The following is a 16,390-nucleotide window of genomic DNA, read 5'->3' on the forward strand; positions in this document are numbered from 1 at the left end:
AATCAAGGAATCAAGGAATCAAGGAATCAAGGAATCAAGGAATCAAGGAATCAAGGAAATATATCAACAATAAAGAAACAAACATTTTTTAGTTATATTTATTCATTTTTATAAATCGCCAAATTTCAGGCATAAAAAAACCGCTAAACGCGGTATATTTTTATGACCACTTTAAGAAAGTGGTCGGAGCAGTAGGATTCGAACCTACGACCCCCTGGTCCCAAACCAGGTGCACTACCAGGCTGTGCTATGCTCCGAATTGGGGTGAATGATGGGGCTCGAACCCACGACAACCGGAATCACAATCCGGGGCTCTACCAACTGAGCTACAATCACCGTTACAACAAGCTTTCAGATTCTATAATCAAACGAACCAAATGGCGCGCCTGACAGGATTCGAACCTGTGACCATCCGCTTAGAAGGCGGATGCTCTATCCAACTGAGCTACAGGCGCATTACCGCTGATATAAAATATCAAGCTTTCTTTGCCTTGAGGAATTGGTCGGAGCAGTAGGATTCGAACCTACGACCCCCTGGTCCCAAACCAGGTGCACTACCAGGCTGTGCTATGCTCCGATTCATCTCAGCTTGTATCGAACATCTCGTTCGGTACGGTGTGCATTCTAGGCGCGACGCCCAAAGACGTCAACACCTATATTTAAAAAAAATCAAAAAAATGCTTCAACCGTTTATTTATCAAGCATTTTAGATATTTTTCAATCAATTTTGTTGTTTCAATGCAGCACTAAAGCTCAACATTCGATCTAAAGGCAGTTTAGCACGTGTTGCTAAAGCAGAATCAACAAAAATTTCTTGATCCTTTTTTTGCAATACTTCTAAAATTCCATCCAATTCATTCATTGCCATCCATGGACAATGTGCGCAAGAACGACACGTTGCCCCTTCACCTGCTGTTGGTGCTTCAATAAGTATCTTATTTGGTACTGCCTGTTGCATTTTGTAGAAAATACCTCGGTCTGTAGCAACAATAAGTCTTTCATGTGGCAATGTTTCTGCTGCTTTAATTAATTGAGAGGTACTTCCAACAGCATCCGCCACTTCAATTACAGATTCAGGTGATTCTGGATGAACTAAAACTGCAGCATCTGGATATAAAGCTTTCATGGTTTCAATACCACGCGCTCGGAATTCCTCATGCACAATACATGAACCATCCCAAAGCAACATATCGGCACCTGTTTTCTTTTGGATATAACGCCCTAAATGCTGATCTGGTGCCCAAATAATTTTTTCACCCAAACTATCTAGGTGTTCAATAATTTCTACAGCACAACTTGACGTTACTACCCAATCTGCACGCGCTTTAACTGCCGCAGAGGTATTTGCATATACCACAACGGTATAATCTGGATGCTCATCACAAAACTTAGTGAACTCATCTACAGGACAGCCCAAATCTAAAGAACAAGTTGCTTCTAAAGTTGGCATAAGCACCGTTTTTTCAGGGGATAAAATTTTAGATGTTTCACCCATAAATTTTACGCCTGCAACCACAAGTGTTTTTGCGGGATGATCGCGACCAAAACGTGCCATTTCTAATGAGTCTGAAACACAACCACCTGTTAGCTCTGCTAACTCTTGTACTTCAGGATCACAATAATAATGCGCAACCAATACTGCATTTTGCTTTTCTAATTCTGCTTTTATTTGGGCAAATTTCTCTTGTTTAACTTCTTCAGTTAAATGAGAGTCTTTAGATTCACCTAAGCGATCTAAATGCGCCTGCACAATTGATTTAGCGTCATTGGCAATTAAATTGGTCGCATTATTCATAACAACGTCTTCTCTATCCATATTGCTTACTTGCTGTAAGCGATCCCAACATCCAGTCAATTTTATTTTCTTGACCAGTAAGTAAAAAACAATAGTTATAAAAAAGCCTCTCAACGGAGGCTTTTTATATTAAATTTTATGAACGATAATCTGCATTAATTTTTACGTAGTCATATGACAAATCGCAGGTATATACCGTATCTTTGGCTTGACCTCGACCTAAATCAACTCGAATGGTCATTTCAGCCTGAGCCATAACGCGGGCACCAGCTTCTTCCGTATAATCTTCTGCTGCACCACCATCTTTACAGATTTGCACATCATCTAACCAAACTTGAATTTTTTCAACATCTAAATTAGGAACGCCTGCATAACCAATTGCAGCTAAAATACGTCCCCAGTTTGGATCTGATGCGAAAATTGCCGTTTTAACTAAAGGTGAGTGTGCAATGCTATATGCAATATCGCAACATTCTTGAGTGTTTTCACCACCCTCAACAGCAACAGTAATAAATTTAGTTGCGCCTTCACCATCACGCACAATCAATTGTGCTAGACGTTTCATTACACGTGTTAAAACTTCTAAAACTTTTGAATAACGTACATCTTCAGGTGATGTAATTTCAGCACCACCTGCTTGACCTGTCGCAACAAAGATACATGAATCGTTTGTTGATGTATCACCATCTACCGTAATACGATTAAAAGATACATTCACTGTTTCATTTAAAAGTTGTTGTACTAGCTCACGACTAATTGGCGCATCTGTAGCCACATAGCTCAACATAGTCGCCATATTTGGGCGAATCATGCCTGCACCTTTTGAAATACCTGTCATAGTGTACGTAACACCATCTATTTCAAACTGCTCAGATGCACCTTTTGGTGTTGTATCTGTCGTCATAATGCCTGTTGCAGCATCTAACCAAGCGTTTTCATTGAGGCTTTCTAAAGCAGGCTGTAAACCATTTACTAAACGTTCAATTGGAAGTTGCTCACCAATCACACCTGTAGAAAATGGAAGAACTTCAGATCTAGATACGCCCGCAAGTTCTGCTAGCTTTGCACAAGTCGCTTCTGCATTTGCTATCCCCGTTTTACCCGTACCCGCATTGGCATTTCCTGTATTAATTACAAGGTAACGTGGGTTAGTAATTTTAAGATGTGCTTTAGAAATATGTACAGGCGCGGCACAAAATGCATTTTGCGTAAATACACCTGCAACATTTGAACCTTCTGTAAATTCAAAAATAACAAGGTCACGTCGGTTCTGGTAACGTACATACGCTTCTGCCGAACCAATTTTTACACCTTTCACCGCATGCATTTGCGGCATAGATACGTCACCTACAGCCATTTTGAAATTTCCAATGTAGTTTTATATAGAAAACCACAGCTTATTAGAAATTCATTGAAAAATCGAGCAAAAGCAAAGCAAGAGTGTAACTTTCTTCTATTTTATTTATAAAAAAACCAGCTTAGTCGCTGGTTTTAAATATCTAATAATTTTTAATTATTGTGCAACCAATAATGCTTTTTTAGCAACTTGCTGACTTTCTTCAGATAAAGCAGGATTAGATGCAACAATTCGATTTACTGTTGCCGATGTTGCTGCTGCAATTGCTTCAGTTTGAATTGATACAGGACGTTGATGTGGATTATCTATAGTGTATCTGATACCTGTACGTGGGCTTGCAACAGTTACCTTTCCATCTACAACTTGTGCTTGTGAAGTCGATTTAGCCGTATTTGCAAATGAAAGTGTTGGAATTGCCAATGCAGCAATCACGAATGTTTTTAATACTATTTTCATTGTATTTCCCATATCTAAATTTCAATCTGCCATTAAATACCACTTAATAAAGTGAACATCAACAACTCTTGAAACTCACTCAATTAATTTAGCTCTATTCATAACAAAAAAGCAGAACATTTTGCTCTGCTTTTTTGTTAAATAAAATTCAATATAAATTAAATTTTACCGTGACATTGTTTGTACTTCATACCAGAACCACATGGACATGGCGCATTTCGGCTTGCAGGTGCAACAATCTCTTGATTTTCAACAGGCGTAAATTCTGTTTCAGCTGCTTCAAAATCAAAATCAGGTACTTCAGAATGAGACAGATTAAGTTTCATTGCTTCAGCTTGTGCTTGTTGCTGTGCTTCCAATGCAGCTAACTCTTCTGCTGTTGGAACGTGAACACGTGATAAGTCCATTACAACATCAGACTTAATCACACCTAACATATTAATAAATAAGTTAAATGCTTCTTTTTTGTATTCTTGCTCAGGATTCTTTTGTGCATAACCACGTAAATGAATACCTTGGCGCAAATAATCCATTGCTGCAAGATGATCTTTCCAATGACGATCTAGCGAACCCAACATGAAATGACGTTCAAGCATTGCTGCTGACTCTGCACCCATTTGTTCACGACGGCTACGATAGCGTTGTAAAATTTCATCGTAAATACGTTCAACCAAAGCTTCTTCGTCTAAACGACGGTCTTCTTCAAGCCAACGCGTAATTTCCATTTCAACGCCAAAGTCTTCACGCAACGCTGCTTCCAAACCTGGAATATCCCATTGATCGTGAATAGATTCTGGTGGAATGTAGTTTGCTATTAAACCTTTCACAACTTCTTGATGCATTTCTTCAACGTATTCTTGAAGTGTACTTTCAGCAAGAATTTCATCACGTTGAGAATAAATAATCTTACGTTGTTCGTTGTTTACATCATCGTATTTCAATAAGTTTTTACGAATATCGAAGTTACGTGCTTCTACTTTACGCTGTGCATTTTCAATAGAGCGAGACACCATTTTGTGTTCAATCGCTTCATCTTCCGTTAAGCCCATCGCACGCATCATACTTACAATACGATCACCTGCGAAAATACGCATTAAGTCATCTTCAAGAGATAAGTAGAAACGTGAAACACCTGGGTCACCTTGACGACCTGCACGACCACGAAGCTGATTATCAATACGACGTGATTCATGACGTTCTGAACCAATAATGTGTAAACCACCAGATGCAAGTACAGCATCGTGGTTCTTTTCCCACTCAGCTTTTAAACGAGCTTCATCTTCAGCCGTTGGGTTTTCAATTTTGGCAAGTAATGCTTTCCAGTTACCACCCAAAAGAATATCTGTACCACGACCCGCCATGTTTGTTGCAATAGTTACTGCACGCGGAGCACCCGCTTGCGCAATAATATCTGCTTCACGCTCATGCTGTTTCGCATTTAATACTTCATGTGTAATACCAGCTTCTTTTAGCTTATCCGATAAAATTTCAGATGCTTCAATAGTTGCAGTACCAATAAGAATTGGCGCAACACCTGATTCATGAATGCGTTGAATTTCTTTAATAATTGCAGAATATTTGCCGTTACGATTTAAATAAATTAAATCGTTTTCATCTTTACGCACCATTGGGCGGTGTGTAGGAATAAGAACAACATCTAAACCATAAATTTCTTTCATTTCTGCAGCTTCAGTATCTGCAGTACCCGTCATACCAGATAATTTTCTGTATAAACGGAAATAGTTTTGGAATGTTGTTGTTGCCAAAGTTTGGTTTTCAGGCTGAATTTCTAAGCCTTCTTTCGCTTCTACTGCTTGATGCAAACCTTCAGACCAACGACGACCTGGCATCGTACGACCTGTATTTTCATCGACAATAATGATTTCACCATCGTTAATGATGTATTGAACATTACGTTGATATAAATAATGTGCACGAATTGCAGCCGTCACGTGATGAACAAGGTTTAAGTTAGAAGATGAATATAAACTCTCACCTTCTGCTAATAAACCCATTGAAATCAGTTCATCTTCAACTGTTTCAAAACCAATTTCAGTCATTTCAACTGAACGTTGTTTCTCATCAATCCAGAAATGTCCACCATCTGCCACTTTTTCTTCTTTCTGTGGCTTCAATTTTGGCGGAATCGCATTAATTGCCGCATAAAGCTGTGAAGAATCTTCACTTTGACCCGAAATAATCAATGGAGTACGTGCTTCATCAATTAAGATCGAATCGACCTCATCGATAATTGCATAAACTAAACCACGTTGTTTCTTTTCACCTAAAGAAAACACCATGTTGTCACGAAGGTAATCAAAGCCAAATTCGTTATTTGTACCGTAGGTAATATCTGCTTTGTAAGCTTCAGATTTTTCCATTGGATCTTGCATTGAGTAAATAACACCAATGCTTAAACCTAAGAATTCGAATAATGGACGGTTTAATTCAGCATCACGTTGCGCCAAATAGTCATTCACGGTAATTACGTGAACACCTTGACCACTAATTGCATTTAAATAGCAAGCAAGCGTACCCATAAGCGTTTTACCTTCACCGGTACGCATTTCTGCAATTTTACCTTCGTGAAGTGTAATACCACCTACTAACTGAACATCATAATGACGCATTCCCATAATACGTTTTGCTGCTTCGCGGCAGACTGCAAACGCTTCTGGTAATAGCTTATCTAGGCTTTCGCCCTTGTTATAGCGTTGTTTAAATTCTTCGGTTTTTGCAGATAAGTCCGCATCACTTAAAGCTGATATCGTCGGCTCGAGCGCATTAACTTTTTCAACAATTTTGCGCATGCGTTTAAGTTCGCGCTCATTTTTAGTACCGAAGATTCCTCCGATCAGACTTGCCAACATGAATAGACTCTCTAAATCTTGCTTATCAAAATAAGTTTTTCTTAGTCTTTATTATGGTGCTAGAAATTTGAAGTACAAGGGTTTTGCACAAAACCAATATAAAAATAATCTTCGCGTTACTAAGCACTGAAATCTAAGTGCCAACAATGTATCAAATTTTAATCTTTCTATATATAGATAAGTCCTGATTTTCTCGTTTGTTTTTTTATTCAATAAAAACTGACATATCCTATTTAGAAATAAGTCATTAAATATTTTATAAATTAACCTTCTTGTTTTATCCAAAAATATTACAAAAAATGAATCAATCCAATGCAATAAAATACTTTTACTTTCCTATTAATAACTTCAATCTTTTCAAACAAAAAAGGATTCAACTAAAACGAGTCGAATCCTTTTTTTACTTTCAACAATGAATAATTAAATTAATTGCGTTTTTCTAAAGGCACCCAATCAATTACCCAAGCAGATTTCATTCCTAAACTTGCATCAGCCGCAATTTTCTTACGTGACGCATCGGCAGTTTCACGGTCTTTAGATGGCCCAACCATAATTCGAATCCCTTTAGATGTTGGACTCTTCGTTACTTTGTAGCCTTTTGCCCGAAGTTTTGCAGCTACAGCATCTGCATTTGCTTCATTTGCAGCAAGCGCAACTTGTACCATCCACTGCTTATCGCCATTTTCGAGTAAATCCCGTGCTTTTTTAGCCTCGGCATTTTTCTTTTCTTCGGCTTTACGTTTCTCATCCGCTTTGCGTTTTTCTTCAGCCTTACTTTTTTCTTCAGCTTTACGCTGCTCTTCTTTTTTCTTCTCGTCTGCTTTACGTTTTTCTTCAGCTTTCAACTTTTCATTGGCTTTTTGCTTTGCCTCAGCTTCAGCTAATTTCTTTTGTTCCGCTTGACGGGCTAATTCAGCTTGACGTTTTTTCTCAGCTTCTTTCTTGGCATCATCCGCCTTTAACTGATTTGCCTTTTGTTGCTCCAATTTCTTTTGAGCCGCAAGTTTTTCTTCAGCTAAACGTTTCTGCTTTGCTTTTTCATCTTCAATGAGTTCTGGTGGAATATTGTCTGAACTTTGATTTACACCGTTACGATGTGCATTAATTGCAGCATATTCTTCTGCGGCTTTACGTGCAGCTTCAGCTTCAGCTTGTTGCTGAGTTGCTAAAAACTCTGCTGCCCGTGCTTCTTGTTCTGCAACCGCTTTTTCACGTGAACGCTTCTGCTCTTCAAGTAAACGTTTTTCTGTTTCAACATCCACAGTTAAAGGCTGAAGTTGAATCATTTCACTTTCAGTAGTTTTTTGTTGTGTTTGCTGAGCAAGCTCAACTTGTTGCGGTGCATTGACATTATTTTGATGTATTTCTTCCTTGCCTTTTAGAAGTAAGGCCGCCAATAAAACACCACCACCTAATAAAACAACGCCACCCATCCAGCGTTGCTTGTTATTCATTGACATTCTTCCAAATACTCCCATACGGCTTCTAATGTATGGAATGATCCACACACCAAAATCAGCTGATTATTTTTTGATTCATCAAGTGCCGATTTAAATGCCAATTTAACACTTTCAAAGTGTTCTATATTTTGTCCTTTCAGCGCATCATCAAGTTGAGAAATTTCTGCTGCTCGAGGGACTGTTAATTGTGCAATTTTCCACATTAATACAGTATCTTTCAACAACTGTGCAACAGAATTTATGTCTTTATCTGTCAACATCGAGAAAACACTCACGACTTCAGTGAACTGTTTATTGTAATTCAAATAGTTTTTCAATTGTTTTAATAAGAACTCAACACCATGCGGATTATGTCCTGCATCAAAAATTACAGTCTTATTTTTTATTTGTCGAATTTCAAATCGACCTGCTAATTTAGCTTGCTGAATACCGTCTTCAATAGCTTCTTGTTTTATTTCTAAACCGCTTACCAAAATGGCAGCAACAGCAGTTGAAATATTTTCTAGTGCCAATGAACCTAATGGCAACTTTAATGTACAACCCGTAGATGCAAACATCCACGCCTGACCATCTTCAGTAAAGCGATAAAAATAATCACGATTTACCGCATATAAAGGTGCATTACATTCTTGAGCTTTATTTAGAATTGCTTGCGGAATATCTTGAGATCCACCAAAAATAACTGGAATATTCGAACGAATAATTCCTGCTTTTTCAAAAGCAATTTTCTCAATGGTATCGCCCAACCAATCTGTATGATCTAAACCGATATTGGTAATAACAGCAACATTTGGGTTTACAACATTTACAACATCTAAACGACCACCTAAACCAACTTCAAGCACCCACGCATCACATTGTTGATCTTTAAAGATTACAAAAGCTGCAAGTGTAGTTGCTTCAAAGAATGATAAAGATAAATCACATTCACGGCGTGCAATATCAACTTGAACAAAGGCATCGACCAGTGTTTGGTCATCTACTTCTATTCCCGATAATTTTACACGTTCATTAAAACGGTAAATATGCGGAGATTGGTAAAGTCCAACATTATAACCCTGGGCTTTTAATATCGCTGCCAAAGTTGTTGTCGTTGAGCCTTTACCATTTGTTCCTGCAACAGTAAAAACTTTTGCTCGAGGACTTGTTACACCCAGCTTTTCAGCAACAGGAATAACGCGTTCCAAACCTAAATCAATACCCGTAACGTGAACATGGCTCCAATAATCGAGCCATGTGTTTAAACAGTCTGTCGCAAGTGGTGCTTTATTCAAGGCAAATTCATCAATTTCGTCACAATGCGATATACAGTATCACGTAATGCATGACGGTGTACGATTTGATCGATTACACCATGATCAAGTAAATACTCAGCACGTTGGAACGGTTCTTCCAATTTTTCACGTACTGTTTGTTCAATTACTCGTTTACCCGCAAAACCAATCATTGCTTTAGGTTCTGCAATATGAACATCACCTAACATTGCTAATGATGCAGTTACACCGCCATAAACTGGATGTGTTAATACCACAATGTACGGTAAACCAGCTTCTTTCATACGTTGAATTGCAGCAGATGTACGTGCCATTTGCATAAGAGACAACATGCCTTCTTGCATACGTGCGCCACCAGAAGCAGCAAAGCAAATTAAAGCTTGTTTAGATTGAATAGCACGTTCAGCAGCTTGTACAAAACGGTCACCAACAACTGTACCCATTGAGCCACCCATAAAGTCAAACTCAAAAGCACATGCAATCATAGATACATTTTTCAAAGTACCTTGCATTACAACCAATGCTTCAGTTTCACCAGTTTTAGCTTGAGCTTCAGACATACGGTCTGGATAAGCCTTGCTATCTACAAACTTAAGCGGATCTTTGGCTTTAAATTCCTGACCAAGTTCGTTATCTACTTGATCAAAGAACCAAGTTAAACGTTCACGAGCTTTCATACGTAAATGTTCATCACATTGTGGACAAACATAAGCATTGAAAGACATTGCTGTACGTGTAACTAAAGAATGACACTCAGGACATTCAATAGTTGGTTCTGTAAATGTAGATTTATAGACTTCTTGTTCATCTGGAACATGAATACTTGGAACAGCACGATCTGTCCACGGCGTAGTAGGGCTAAGAATCTTCCCTGTTTTCACTTCTTGACTCATACTAACTCATCGAGCGCAGCTCGAAGCTCCTTAACTTTATTAACCGTTTCTATAGCGGCTTGTTCTGGTGTTAAGTTCGCAAATTGTTTTACAAAAGCACTTCCAACAATTACAGCATCTGCCACACCACCAATTGCTTTTGCAGAGGCAGCATCGCTAATACCAAAACCAACACCAACTGGAATATTTGTTTCAGTTTTAATTTTTTGGATACGTGCAGTAACTTCAGAAACATCTAATGTTGCCGCACCTGTAACCCCTTTCAAAGATACATAGTAGATAAAACCACTTGCCTGTTTCACAACGTGTTTAATTCGTTGTTCTGTGGATGTTGGTGCTAATAAGAAAATTTGATCCATATCAAACTTTTTCAAAACAACATTTAGATCGTGAGCTTCTTCAGGTGGTAAATCCACAAGTAGAACACCATCTACACCACATTCATTGGCATAAGATACAAATTTTTCATAACCAAGAACTTCAACAGGATTTAAATAACCCATTAAAACAACTGGTGTTTCTGTATCTTTTTGACGGAACTCTTTCACCATATTCAAAGCATCTAGGGTATTTGTTCCACCTGCCAATGCACGTTCTGCTGCAAGGGCAATGACTGGACCATCTGCCATAGGGTCTGAAAATGGAAGTCCAAGTTCAATCACATCTACCCCTGCTTCAACCATATTATGCAATAATGTAACAGTTACTTGCGGTTGAGGGTCACCTGCCATGACATACGAAACTAAAGCCTTACGCTGTTGAGATTTAAGTTGTGCAAATCGAGTGGCTAAACGTGACATAGGGTTGTACATTCCTTGAATTATTTAAAACTGAGGAGTTGCTTTTGTAGAAATACAAGACAATGCATTGTAACGCTATTTTTTACTCGATGAATAGCTCTCAATTCTTGCTTTTGATATTCCATTTGCAAATATTCTCGCTCAGAACAATCCGAAAGATACATTTACCGATATTTCGTTTTTTTACACAATGATCAAAGATGCCTATTTTTCGCTTTTCTAAATTTTCCAATCATTTAGATAAACTTAGATTTATTTAAAAATATTGATAAAAATAAATTGCTTAGCAATTACATTTAAAAATGACTGAAATAGCAAAACCTGCATTATACTAATAGCATTCTTCTCTTTTTTATCTCCTATGACCTCCCATCACTCAACAAAAGTGCATGCTCGCGCAATTGCATTGCTACCTCTTATTGTTTTTTTATCGTTGTTTTTAGGCAGTGGCATTTATCACTCCATCATTGGAACAGAGTTTGCTTTTTACCAAATTAAGGCACCTGTCGCAGCTATTCCTGCAATTATTGTGGCTGTTTTATTGTATCGAGATAAGCTAAACATCGGCATTGAAGAGTTTCTAAAAGGTGCAAGCCATCCAAACTTAATTCTAATGTTTATGGTCTTTATGCTTGCAGGTGCATTTGCCAGTACAAGTAGTGCAATTGGTAGCGTAGATGCAACTGTGCAATTTGGTTTATCTATCATCCCTCCTTCTTTTGTACTTCCAATGCTATTTCTAATTGCTGCATTTATTGCAACAGCAATGGGAACATCTATGGGAACCATTGCAGCATGTGCGCCTATTGCTTTTGGCTTTTCTCAAGCAACAGATATTGCACCTGTTTTAGCCATTGGTGCAGTCGTTGGCGGAGCAATGTTTGGCGATAATTTATCTATGATTTCTGATACAACAATTGCCGCAACAAACAGTCAGAAGGTTCAACTTCGAGATAAATTTAAGGTCAATGTTTGGATTGCTGTTCCTGCATCAATTATTACTATTTTTATATACATGATGCTCACACAAAGCTCTCAAGCAATTACATATAAAGATTATGACCTTTGGCTAATTCTTCCTTATGTTACTGTATTTATTCTGGCATTCACACGTTTGCATGTATTGGCAGTTTTAACCATTGGTGTAATTCTATCTGGAATTATTGGCTTAGTTGATTCATCAAGCTTTAACGTTTTAAAGTTTAACAATGCCATTTATGATGGTTTTGTAAGCATGTTCGAAGTGGCTCTACTTTCTATGTTCTTAGGTGGCTTATCTGCCATTATGCAAAAGGAAGGCGGTTTAGAATGGCTCATTCAACGTATTTATAAAATCACTCAATTATTTAAAGTTGGTAGGCAACGTGCAGGTGAAATTGGAATTAGCCTTCTTGTGATTTTCTCTAACTTATTTGTTGCCAATAACACAGTTGCTATTATTTTATCTGGAGATATGGCACGAGAAGTTGCTAAAGAATATGGCGTAAATCCTAAACGTGCTGCAGCATTATTGGATATTTTTTCTTGCGTAATTCAAGGCTTAATTCCTTATGGTGCACAACTTCTATTAGCATGCTCTATTGCAAAAATATCACCAGTGGAACTTATTGGAAGTATTTATTACTGTTGGGTACTTGCCATATTTGCGGTATTCGCCATTATTTTCCATTATCCAAAATTTAAACAAGCCTAAAGTTTCTAAGCGGTCTATATGACCGCTTTTTTATGACTGTTTATTTATCCGTATATCTTTGTAATATTTGATCAAATAACACCACATAATTCTGTGACGAATAGTTTTTATTCAACAAACCACTTTTTAAGTTTATTATATCCCCCTTTAAAAGTTGAGCCTTTAGCTTAACCCACCTAATTCATATCAAAGCGTGCTGTTTATGCCTTTTAAAACAAAACTACATAGTCATGGATACTTCATTGCGGTAAATGCAATTATTGCAATGTTAATTGCTTGCAGATACTTCTTTGTGATGCCTGAAATTCCAAGCGATCTTTTAGGTTTTAGCTTTTTAGTGTCGAGTGTCATATCTCATATGGCAACATTAACTGCACTTATTGGTTTAATCCTAATTCCATTGTTGTTACTTCCGACAATTGCTCGTCGTTTAATTATTTCAGGCATAAGCTCTTTCATCTTAATTACACTGTTTATTGATACGATTGTTTTTTCTCAATATCGTTTCCATATCAGTATGGTGATGCTTGAACTTGTGATGTCAGGGCAAGTTGTAAGCTTTCCATTATCTACATGGCTCATGACCATTTTCGGCATTTTAGCGTTGTGGGCTTTACAGTACACATTGATTGTAAAATTAGATAAAAACATTCCACTTCCACATTGGAAACTGGGTAAAAAATTTGCTTGGATCACCTTTATTACCCTATTAATTTCTCATGGTATTCACATTTGGGCGGCAGCTAATGTCTATCAACCTGTAACCATGACCAAAAAATATTTACCATTGTTCCAGCCATCATCTTCAACAGCAACTATGCGTAAAATGGGTTGGATTGATGAAGAGGCAATTAAAAAACAACAAGAGATGAAAATCACCAGTAATAGTGATTTGAACTATCCGTTACAGCCAATTCAAGCTCAACCTGTAAGCAAACCAACTAACATCGTGTTTATTGTGGTGGATTCTTGGCGTGCAGATACCTTCAATGCAGAAGTTAGCCCAAATATGTGGGCATACGCACAAAAAGGTAAAATATTACAAAATCATTTATCCACTGGTAGCGCAACTCGTACAGGAATTTTTGGTTTATTTTACGGCATCCCAGGTACATATTGGCATAGCGTTTTATCAAATCGTAAAACTCCAGTCTTCATGGATCGTTTACAAGCTATGGACTATCAATTAGGTATTTTTGCTGCCGCTAAACTCACAAATCCAGAATTTGATCGTACTGTATTCGCCAAAGTACCAAATTTACGTATTAGTTCTGCAGGCCGCTCTCCTGATGGTTTAGATGTCGGTTTAACGCAGGACTGGTTAACATGGTTCGATAAACGCGATAAAAACAAACCAACTTTCTCATTCTTATTCTACGATTCACCTCATGGATATGCTTTCCCAAATGACTATCCTCATCAATTTAAGCCAATGCTTGAAGAAGTGAATTATCTAAAACTTAGCAATGATACAGATCGCTCTTTAATGATGAATCGCTATAAAACAAGCGTTCATTATGTCGATAGCATTGTGAAACAAGTACTAGATAAAATTAAAGCCTCAGGTGATGAAGAAAATACGCTTGTAATTATTACAGGCGATCATGGTCAAGAAGTAAATGACAACATGGAAAATTTCTGGGGTCATAATGGCAACTTTACAGATCCTCAAGTCAAAGTTCCTTTTGCAATTATTGGTCCAAAAATCAATACTTCGGGCATTATGAATTGGAGTGATGATACATTTACAAGTCATCAAGATGTCGTACCAACGCTTATGAAACATTATTTAGGCGTGACCAATAACATCAAAGATTACTCTGTAGGTGAAGACTTGATGAGCTCAGAAGTAAAACGTGATTGGATTCTTGCATCAGGTTATAGTCGTTATGCAGTAATCACCAAGCAAGATATTTTAGAAGTTGGTGCTGTGGGTCAATATGAGTTCTTAGACAAGTCGAATAAACCGATTAAAGGTCAGCAATTTAATGGTCAATATTTACAAAGTGCTTTAGAACAAATGAGTCGCTTTAATAAATAAGCGCGAAATAACACCAAATAAAAAGGCTTCTTTAAGAAGCCTTTTTTATTGCTTGAGTTTTAACTCAATTCACGAAAATCTATAACTACCATTTCGCATAATGCTGTTCAATTAAGCCATATTGTTCATTAAAAATAATTTTTTGACCATCTTGTAAAACAGTGCCACTAATCTTGGCTTGCCACTGACTAAACTGACTTCCAACCAATCTTAAATTTAAATTTTCATAACGGCGCCAGCCCGTCGTAACGGTCAAATTTAAAGATTCATCTAAAGATTGAATTATCCACTGCGCATCTGAAACTTGCTGAAATAAAACATCAGATAATGCATATAACTGACCATTCACCCACAAGCTATTTTCATTACCAAAGCTTTCATTTACACCTGATGCTAAGTTAATGCCTATACGATTATTTTGCTCATCCCAAAAATTACAAGATAACCAAAACCACGCTGTTTCAGGTCTTAAAAAACCACAAGTATCATCTAAAGCAACAAAAGTACGATCATTAAATTGAATAACCTGACCTTTCTTATTCTTGAAAAATCCCTCACAAGCAAGCGTGGTTAATTTTTGCGTATACGTCCAACCATTAATACCATTTGGGCTACACAAGCTTAGAGGTGTTGTTCCAGCACAAAATGTTCTAACACTTAAAATAATTTCACCATATTTTGATACGGTGATATAACGTGCCCCATTCGCATGCTGCATTTCAATTTGATAAGGATTATTTAAAAAATAACTTTGATTAAATAGAGGCTGTTCATCGAGTTTTGTATTTCTAGCAAATGCATTTATCGCATTCCATTCTAAAACATCATTACGTTCATGATCATAAATATAGAAAAAACCGTGCCCTGCCCATGCAATATCAACAATCGCAACACCTATACTGTAATGTTCATGTTGAATAGAACAAAATTTAAATTTTTTATATTTTAGACGCTTACGCCACCCGACTAAAGAATTTCCATATGGTGTTTTATAATCGTATTTACTAACATCAATACTTAATGGTAGTTCTGAAAAGCGACCATAACGAGGCTGTCCATTCGATTGAATCAAATCCATTTTTGACAATCCTTAATCACTTAAATCCATACAATTTTAAAGGCTTTAACACCTCATATTTTTAAAATAGCAAATTAACACTCAATATTCAAAACCTATATGAATTATGTGAATTTGCCATAAATAATAGACTCATAATCAGTGTTCATCTAGCATCAGATATGTATTTTCCCAATGGTTAGTTTCAATACTTTTTGCAGAATCATACTCTACCAATTCAATATAACGCCCATGGACATGATCAATTGCAATACAGTCATCTACATCTAAAACTCGGTCTGTATGCTGTTTTTGCCAATGTTGTGCAAAATATGCCTTACCTTTTTGTTTAGCGACCATTGCATTTTGTGCAACCACTAAAACATAGCGATGTAACTCGCCAAATTCACGTGAATCATAGCCACCTAAATTAATTAAAAATAGTTTTTGATTTTCTTGATTTGGTGCAGCATCACTAAATTGTACTTGATATTTTCTACCTTCAAATTCCACACTATTTATTTTTGCCCAAGCATCTATATGTAAACCTTTTTGTTCACCAAACCATGCATTTTTTAATTGAGGGTAGATATCTTTTAATGTTTCGCCCACTGCAAGCACAACATCATGTACTTCCGTGTTTGCACGTGTATGACGACCACCGAGCATGGCAATAAATAAGCTTGGCATAAAA

The 16,390-nt window shown here is 37.2% G+C and carries 12 protein-coding genes and 4 tRNA genes; 2 read left to right on the forward strand and 14 right to left on the reverse strand.

What is annotated here, in order from left to right:
• Positions 1-180: 180 nt before the first annotated feature.
• The 12 genes from SKM54_RS06575 to trpA all read right to left on the reverse strand — a co-directional run bounded on the left by SKM54_RS06575 (position 181) and on the right by trpA (position 10,905).
• Positions 181-257: transfer RNA gene (locus SKM54_RS06575), tRNA-Pro, on the reverse strand.
• A 3-nt stretch (positions 258-260) separates the two neighbouring features.
• Positions 261-336 (reverse strand) — tRNA-His (locus SKM54_RS06580).
• Between the two features lie 42 nt (positions 337-378).
• A tRNA-Arg gene (locus tag SKM54_RS06585) sits at positions 379-455 on the reverse strand.
• A gap of 45 nt (positions 456-500) precedes the next feature.
• A tRNA-Pro gene (locus SKM54_RS06590) sits at positions 501-577 on the reverse strand.
• Positions 578-721: 144 nt separating this feature from the next.
• Positions 722-1,795 carry a quinolinate synthase NadA gene (nadA, locus tag SKM54_RS06595; protein WP_154772900.1) on the reverse strand — a complete coding sequence of 358 codons (1,074 nt, stop codon included), beginning with the start codon at positions 1,793-1,795 and terminating at the stop codon, positions 722-724.
• A 136-nt stretch (positions 1,796-1,931) separates the two neighbouring features.
• Entirely contained in the window at positions 1,932-3,152 is a 1,221-nt protein-coding gene (argJ, locus tag SKM54_RS06600; RefSeq protein ID WP_321094822.1) for a bifunctional glutamate N-acetyltransferase/amino-acid acetyltransferase ArgJ, read from the reverse strand.
• 156 nt (positions 3,153-3,308) lie between these two features.
• Positions 3,309-3,608: a hypothetical protein gene (locus SKM54_RS06605; protein ID WP_321094824.1), complete on the reverse strand. Its 300-nt coding sequence runs from the start codon at positions 3,606-3,608 to the stop codon at positions 3,309-3,311.
• A 158-nt stretch (positions 3,609-3,766) separates the two neighbouring features.
• Positions 3,767-6,478 carry a preprotein translocase subunit SecA gene (gene secA / locus SKM54_RS06610; protein WP_321094826.1) on the reverse strand — a complete coding sequence of 904 codons (2,712 nt, stop codon included), beginning with the start codon at positions 6,476-6,478 and terminating at the stop codon, positions 3,767-3,769.
• Between the two features lie 425 nt (positions 6,479-6,903).
• Entirely contained in the window at positions 6,904-7,932 is a 1,029-nt protein-coding gene (locus SKM54_RS06615) for an SPOR domain-containing protein (protein ID WP_321094828.1), read from the reverse strand.
• Complete coding sequence (gene folC / locus SKM54_RS06620) at positions 7,929-9,212, reverse strand: bifunctional tetrahydrofolate synthase/dihydrofolate synthase (protein ID WP_321094831.1); 1,284 nt, start codon at positions 9,210-9,212, stop codon at positions 7,929-7,931. The genes SKM54_RS06615 and folC overlap by 4 nt, the downstream gene beginning before the upstream one ends.
• Positions 9,209-10,105, reverse strand: a complete 897-nt coding sequence (gene accD / locus SKM54_RS06625; protein WP_154772870.1) for an acetyl-CoA carboxylase, carboxyltransferase subunit beta — start codon at positions 10,103-10,105, stop codon at positions 9,209-9,211. The genes folC and accD overlap by 4 nt, the downstream gene beginning before the upstream one ends.
• Positions 10,102-10,905 carry a tryptophan synthase subunit alpha gene (gene trpA / locus SKM54_RS06630; RefSeq protein ID WP_321094833.1) on the reverse strand — a complete coding sequence of 268 codons (804 nt, stop codon included), beginning with the start codon at positions 10,903-10,905 and terminating at the stop codon, positions 10,102-10,104. The genes accD and trpA overlap by 4 nt, the downstream gene beginning before the upstream one ends.
• A 361-nt stretch (positions 10,906-11,266) precedes the next feature.
• On the opposite strand from trpA, the gene SKM54_RS06635 reads away from it, so the two are divergent.
• Together SKM54_RS06635 and SKM54_RS06640 are read left to right on the forward strand one after the other, a co-directional pair.
• The gene (locus tag SKM54_RS06635) at positions 11,267-12,598 is read left to right on the forward strand and encodes a Na+/H+ antiporter NhaC family protein (protein ID WP_321094835.1); all 1,332 of its coding nucleotides are present in this window, start codon (positions 11,267-11,269) and stop codon (positions 12,596-12,598) included.
• 202 nt (positions 12,599-12,800) lie between these two features.
• Entirely contained in the window at positions 12,801-14,639 is a 1,839-nt protein-coding gene (locus SKM54_RS06640; protein WP_321089435.1) for a DUF3413 domain-containing protein, read from the forward strand.
• An 85-nt stretch (positions 14,640-14,724) separates the two neighbouring features.
• Here the strand turns inward: SKM54_RS06640 and SKM54_RS06645 are convergent, their stop codons facing one another.
• On the reverse strand, positions 14,725-15,717 hold the full coding sequence (locus SKM54_RS06645; RefSeq protein WP_248101508.1) for a DUF2804 domain-containing protein: 993 nt from the start codon (positions 15,715-15,717) through the stop codon (positions 14,725-14,727).
• A 138-nt stretch (positions 15,718-15,855) separates the two neighbouring features.
• Positions 15,856-16,386, reverse strand: a complete 531-nt coding sequence (locus tag SKM54_RS06650) for a DUF1543 domain-containing protein (protein WP_311918248.1) — start codon at positions 16,384-16,386, stop codon at positions 15,856-15,858.
• Positions 16,387-16,390: the final 4 nt, after the last annotated feature.

It is taken from the genome of Acinetobacter faecalis (assembly GCF_034187745.1).
GTDB classification, from domain to species: Bacteria; Pseudomonadota; Gammaproteobacteria; order Pseudomonadales; family Moraxellaceae; genus Acinetobacter; species Acinetobacter faecalis.

Coding starts and splice junctions, on each gene's coding strand:
- nadA (WP_154772900.1), bottom strand. CDS start 1,795: ATGAATAATGCGACCAATTTAATTGCCAATGACGCTAAATCAATTGTG.
- argJ (WP_321094822.1), bottom strand. CDS start 3,152: ATGGCTGTAGGTGACGTATCTATGCCGCAAATGCATGCGGTGAAAGGT.
- SKM54_RS06605 (WP_321094824.1), bottom strand. CDS start 3,608: ATGAAAATAGTATTAAAAACATTCGTGATTGCTGCATTGGCAATTCCA.
- secA (WP_321094826.1), bottom strand. CDS start 6,478: ATGTTGGCAAGTCTGATCGGAGGAATCTTCGGTACTAAAAATGAGCGC.
- SKM54_RS06615 (WP_321094828.1), bottom strand. CDS start 7,932: ATGAATAACAAGCAACGCTGGATGGGTGGCGTTGTTTTATTAGGTGGT.
- accD (WP_154772870.1), bottom strand. CDS start 10,105: ATGAGTCAAGAAGTGAAAACAGGGAAGATTCTTAGCCCTACTACGCCG.
- trpA (WP_321094833.1), bottom strand. CDS start 10,905: ATGTCACGTTTAGCCACTCGATTTGCACAACTTAAATCTCAACAGCGT.
- SKM54_RS06635 (WP_321094835.1), top strand. CDS start 11,267: ATGACCTCCCATCACTCAACAAAAGTGCATGCTCGCGCAATTGCATTG.
- SKM54_RS06640 (WP_321089435.1), top strand. CDS start 12,801: ATGCCTTTTAAAACAAAACTACATAGTCATGGATACTTCATTGCGGTA.
- SKM54_RS06645 (WP_248101508.1), bottom strand. CDS start 15,717: ATGGATTTGATTCAATCGAATGGACAGCCTCGTTATGGTCGCTTTTCA.
- SKM54_RS06650 (WP_311918248.1), bottom strand. CDS start 16,386: ATGCCAAGCTTATTTATTGCCATGCTCGGTGGTCGTCATACACGTGCA.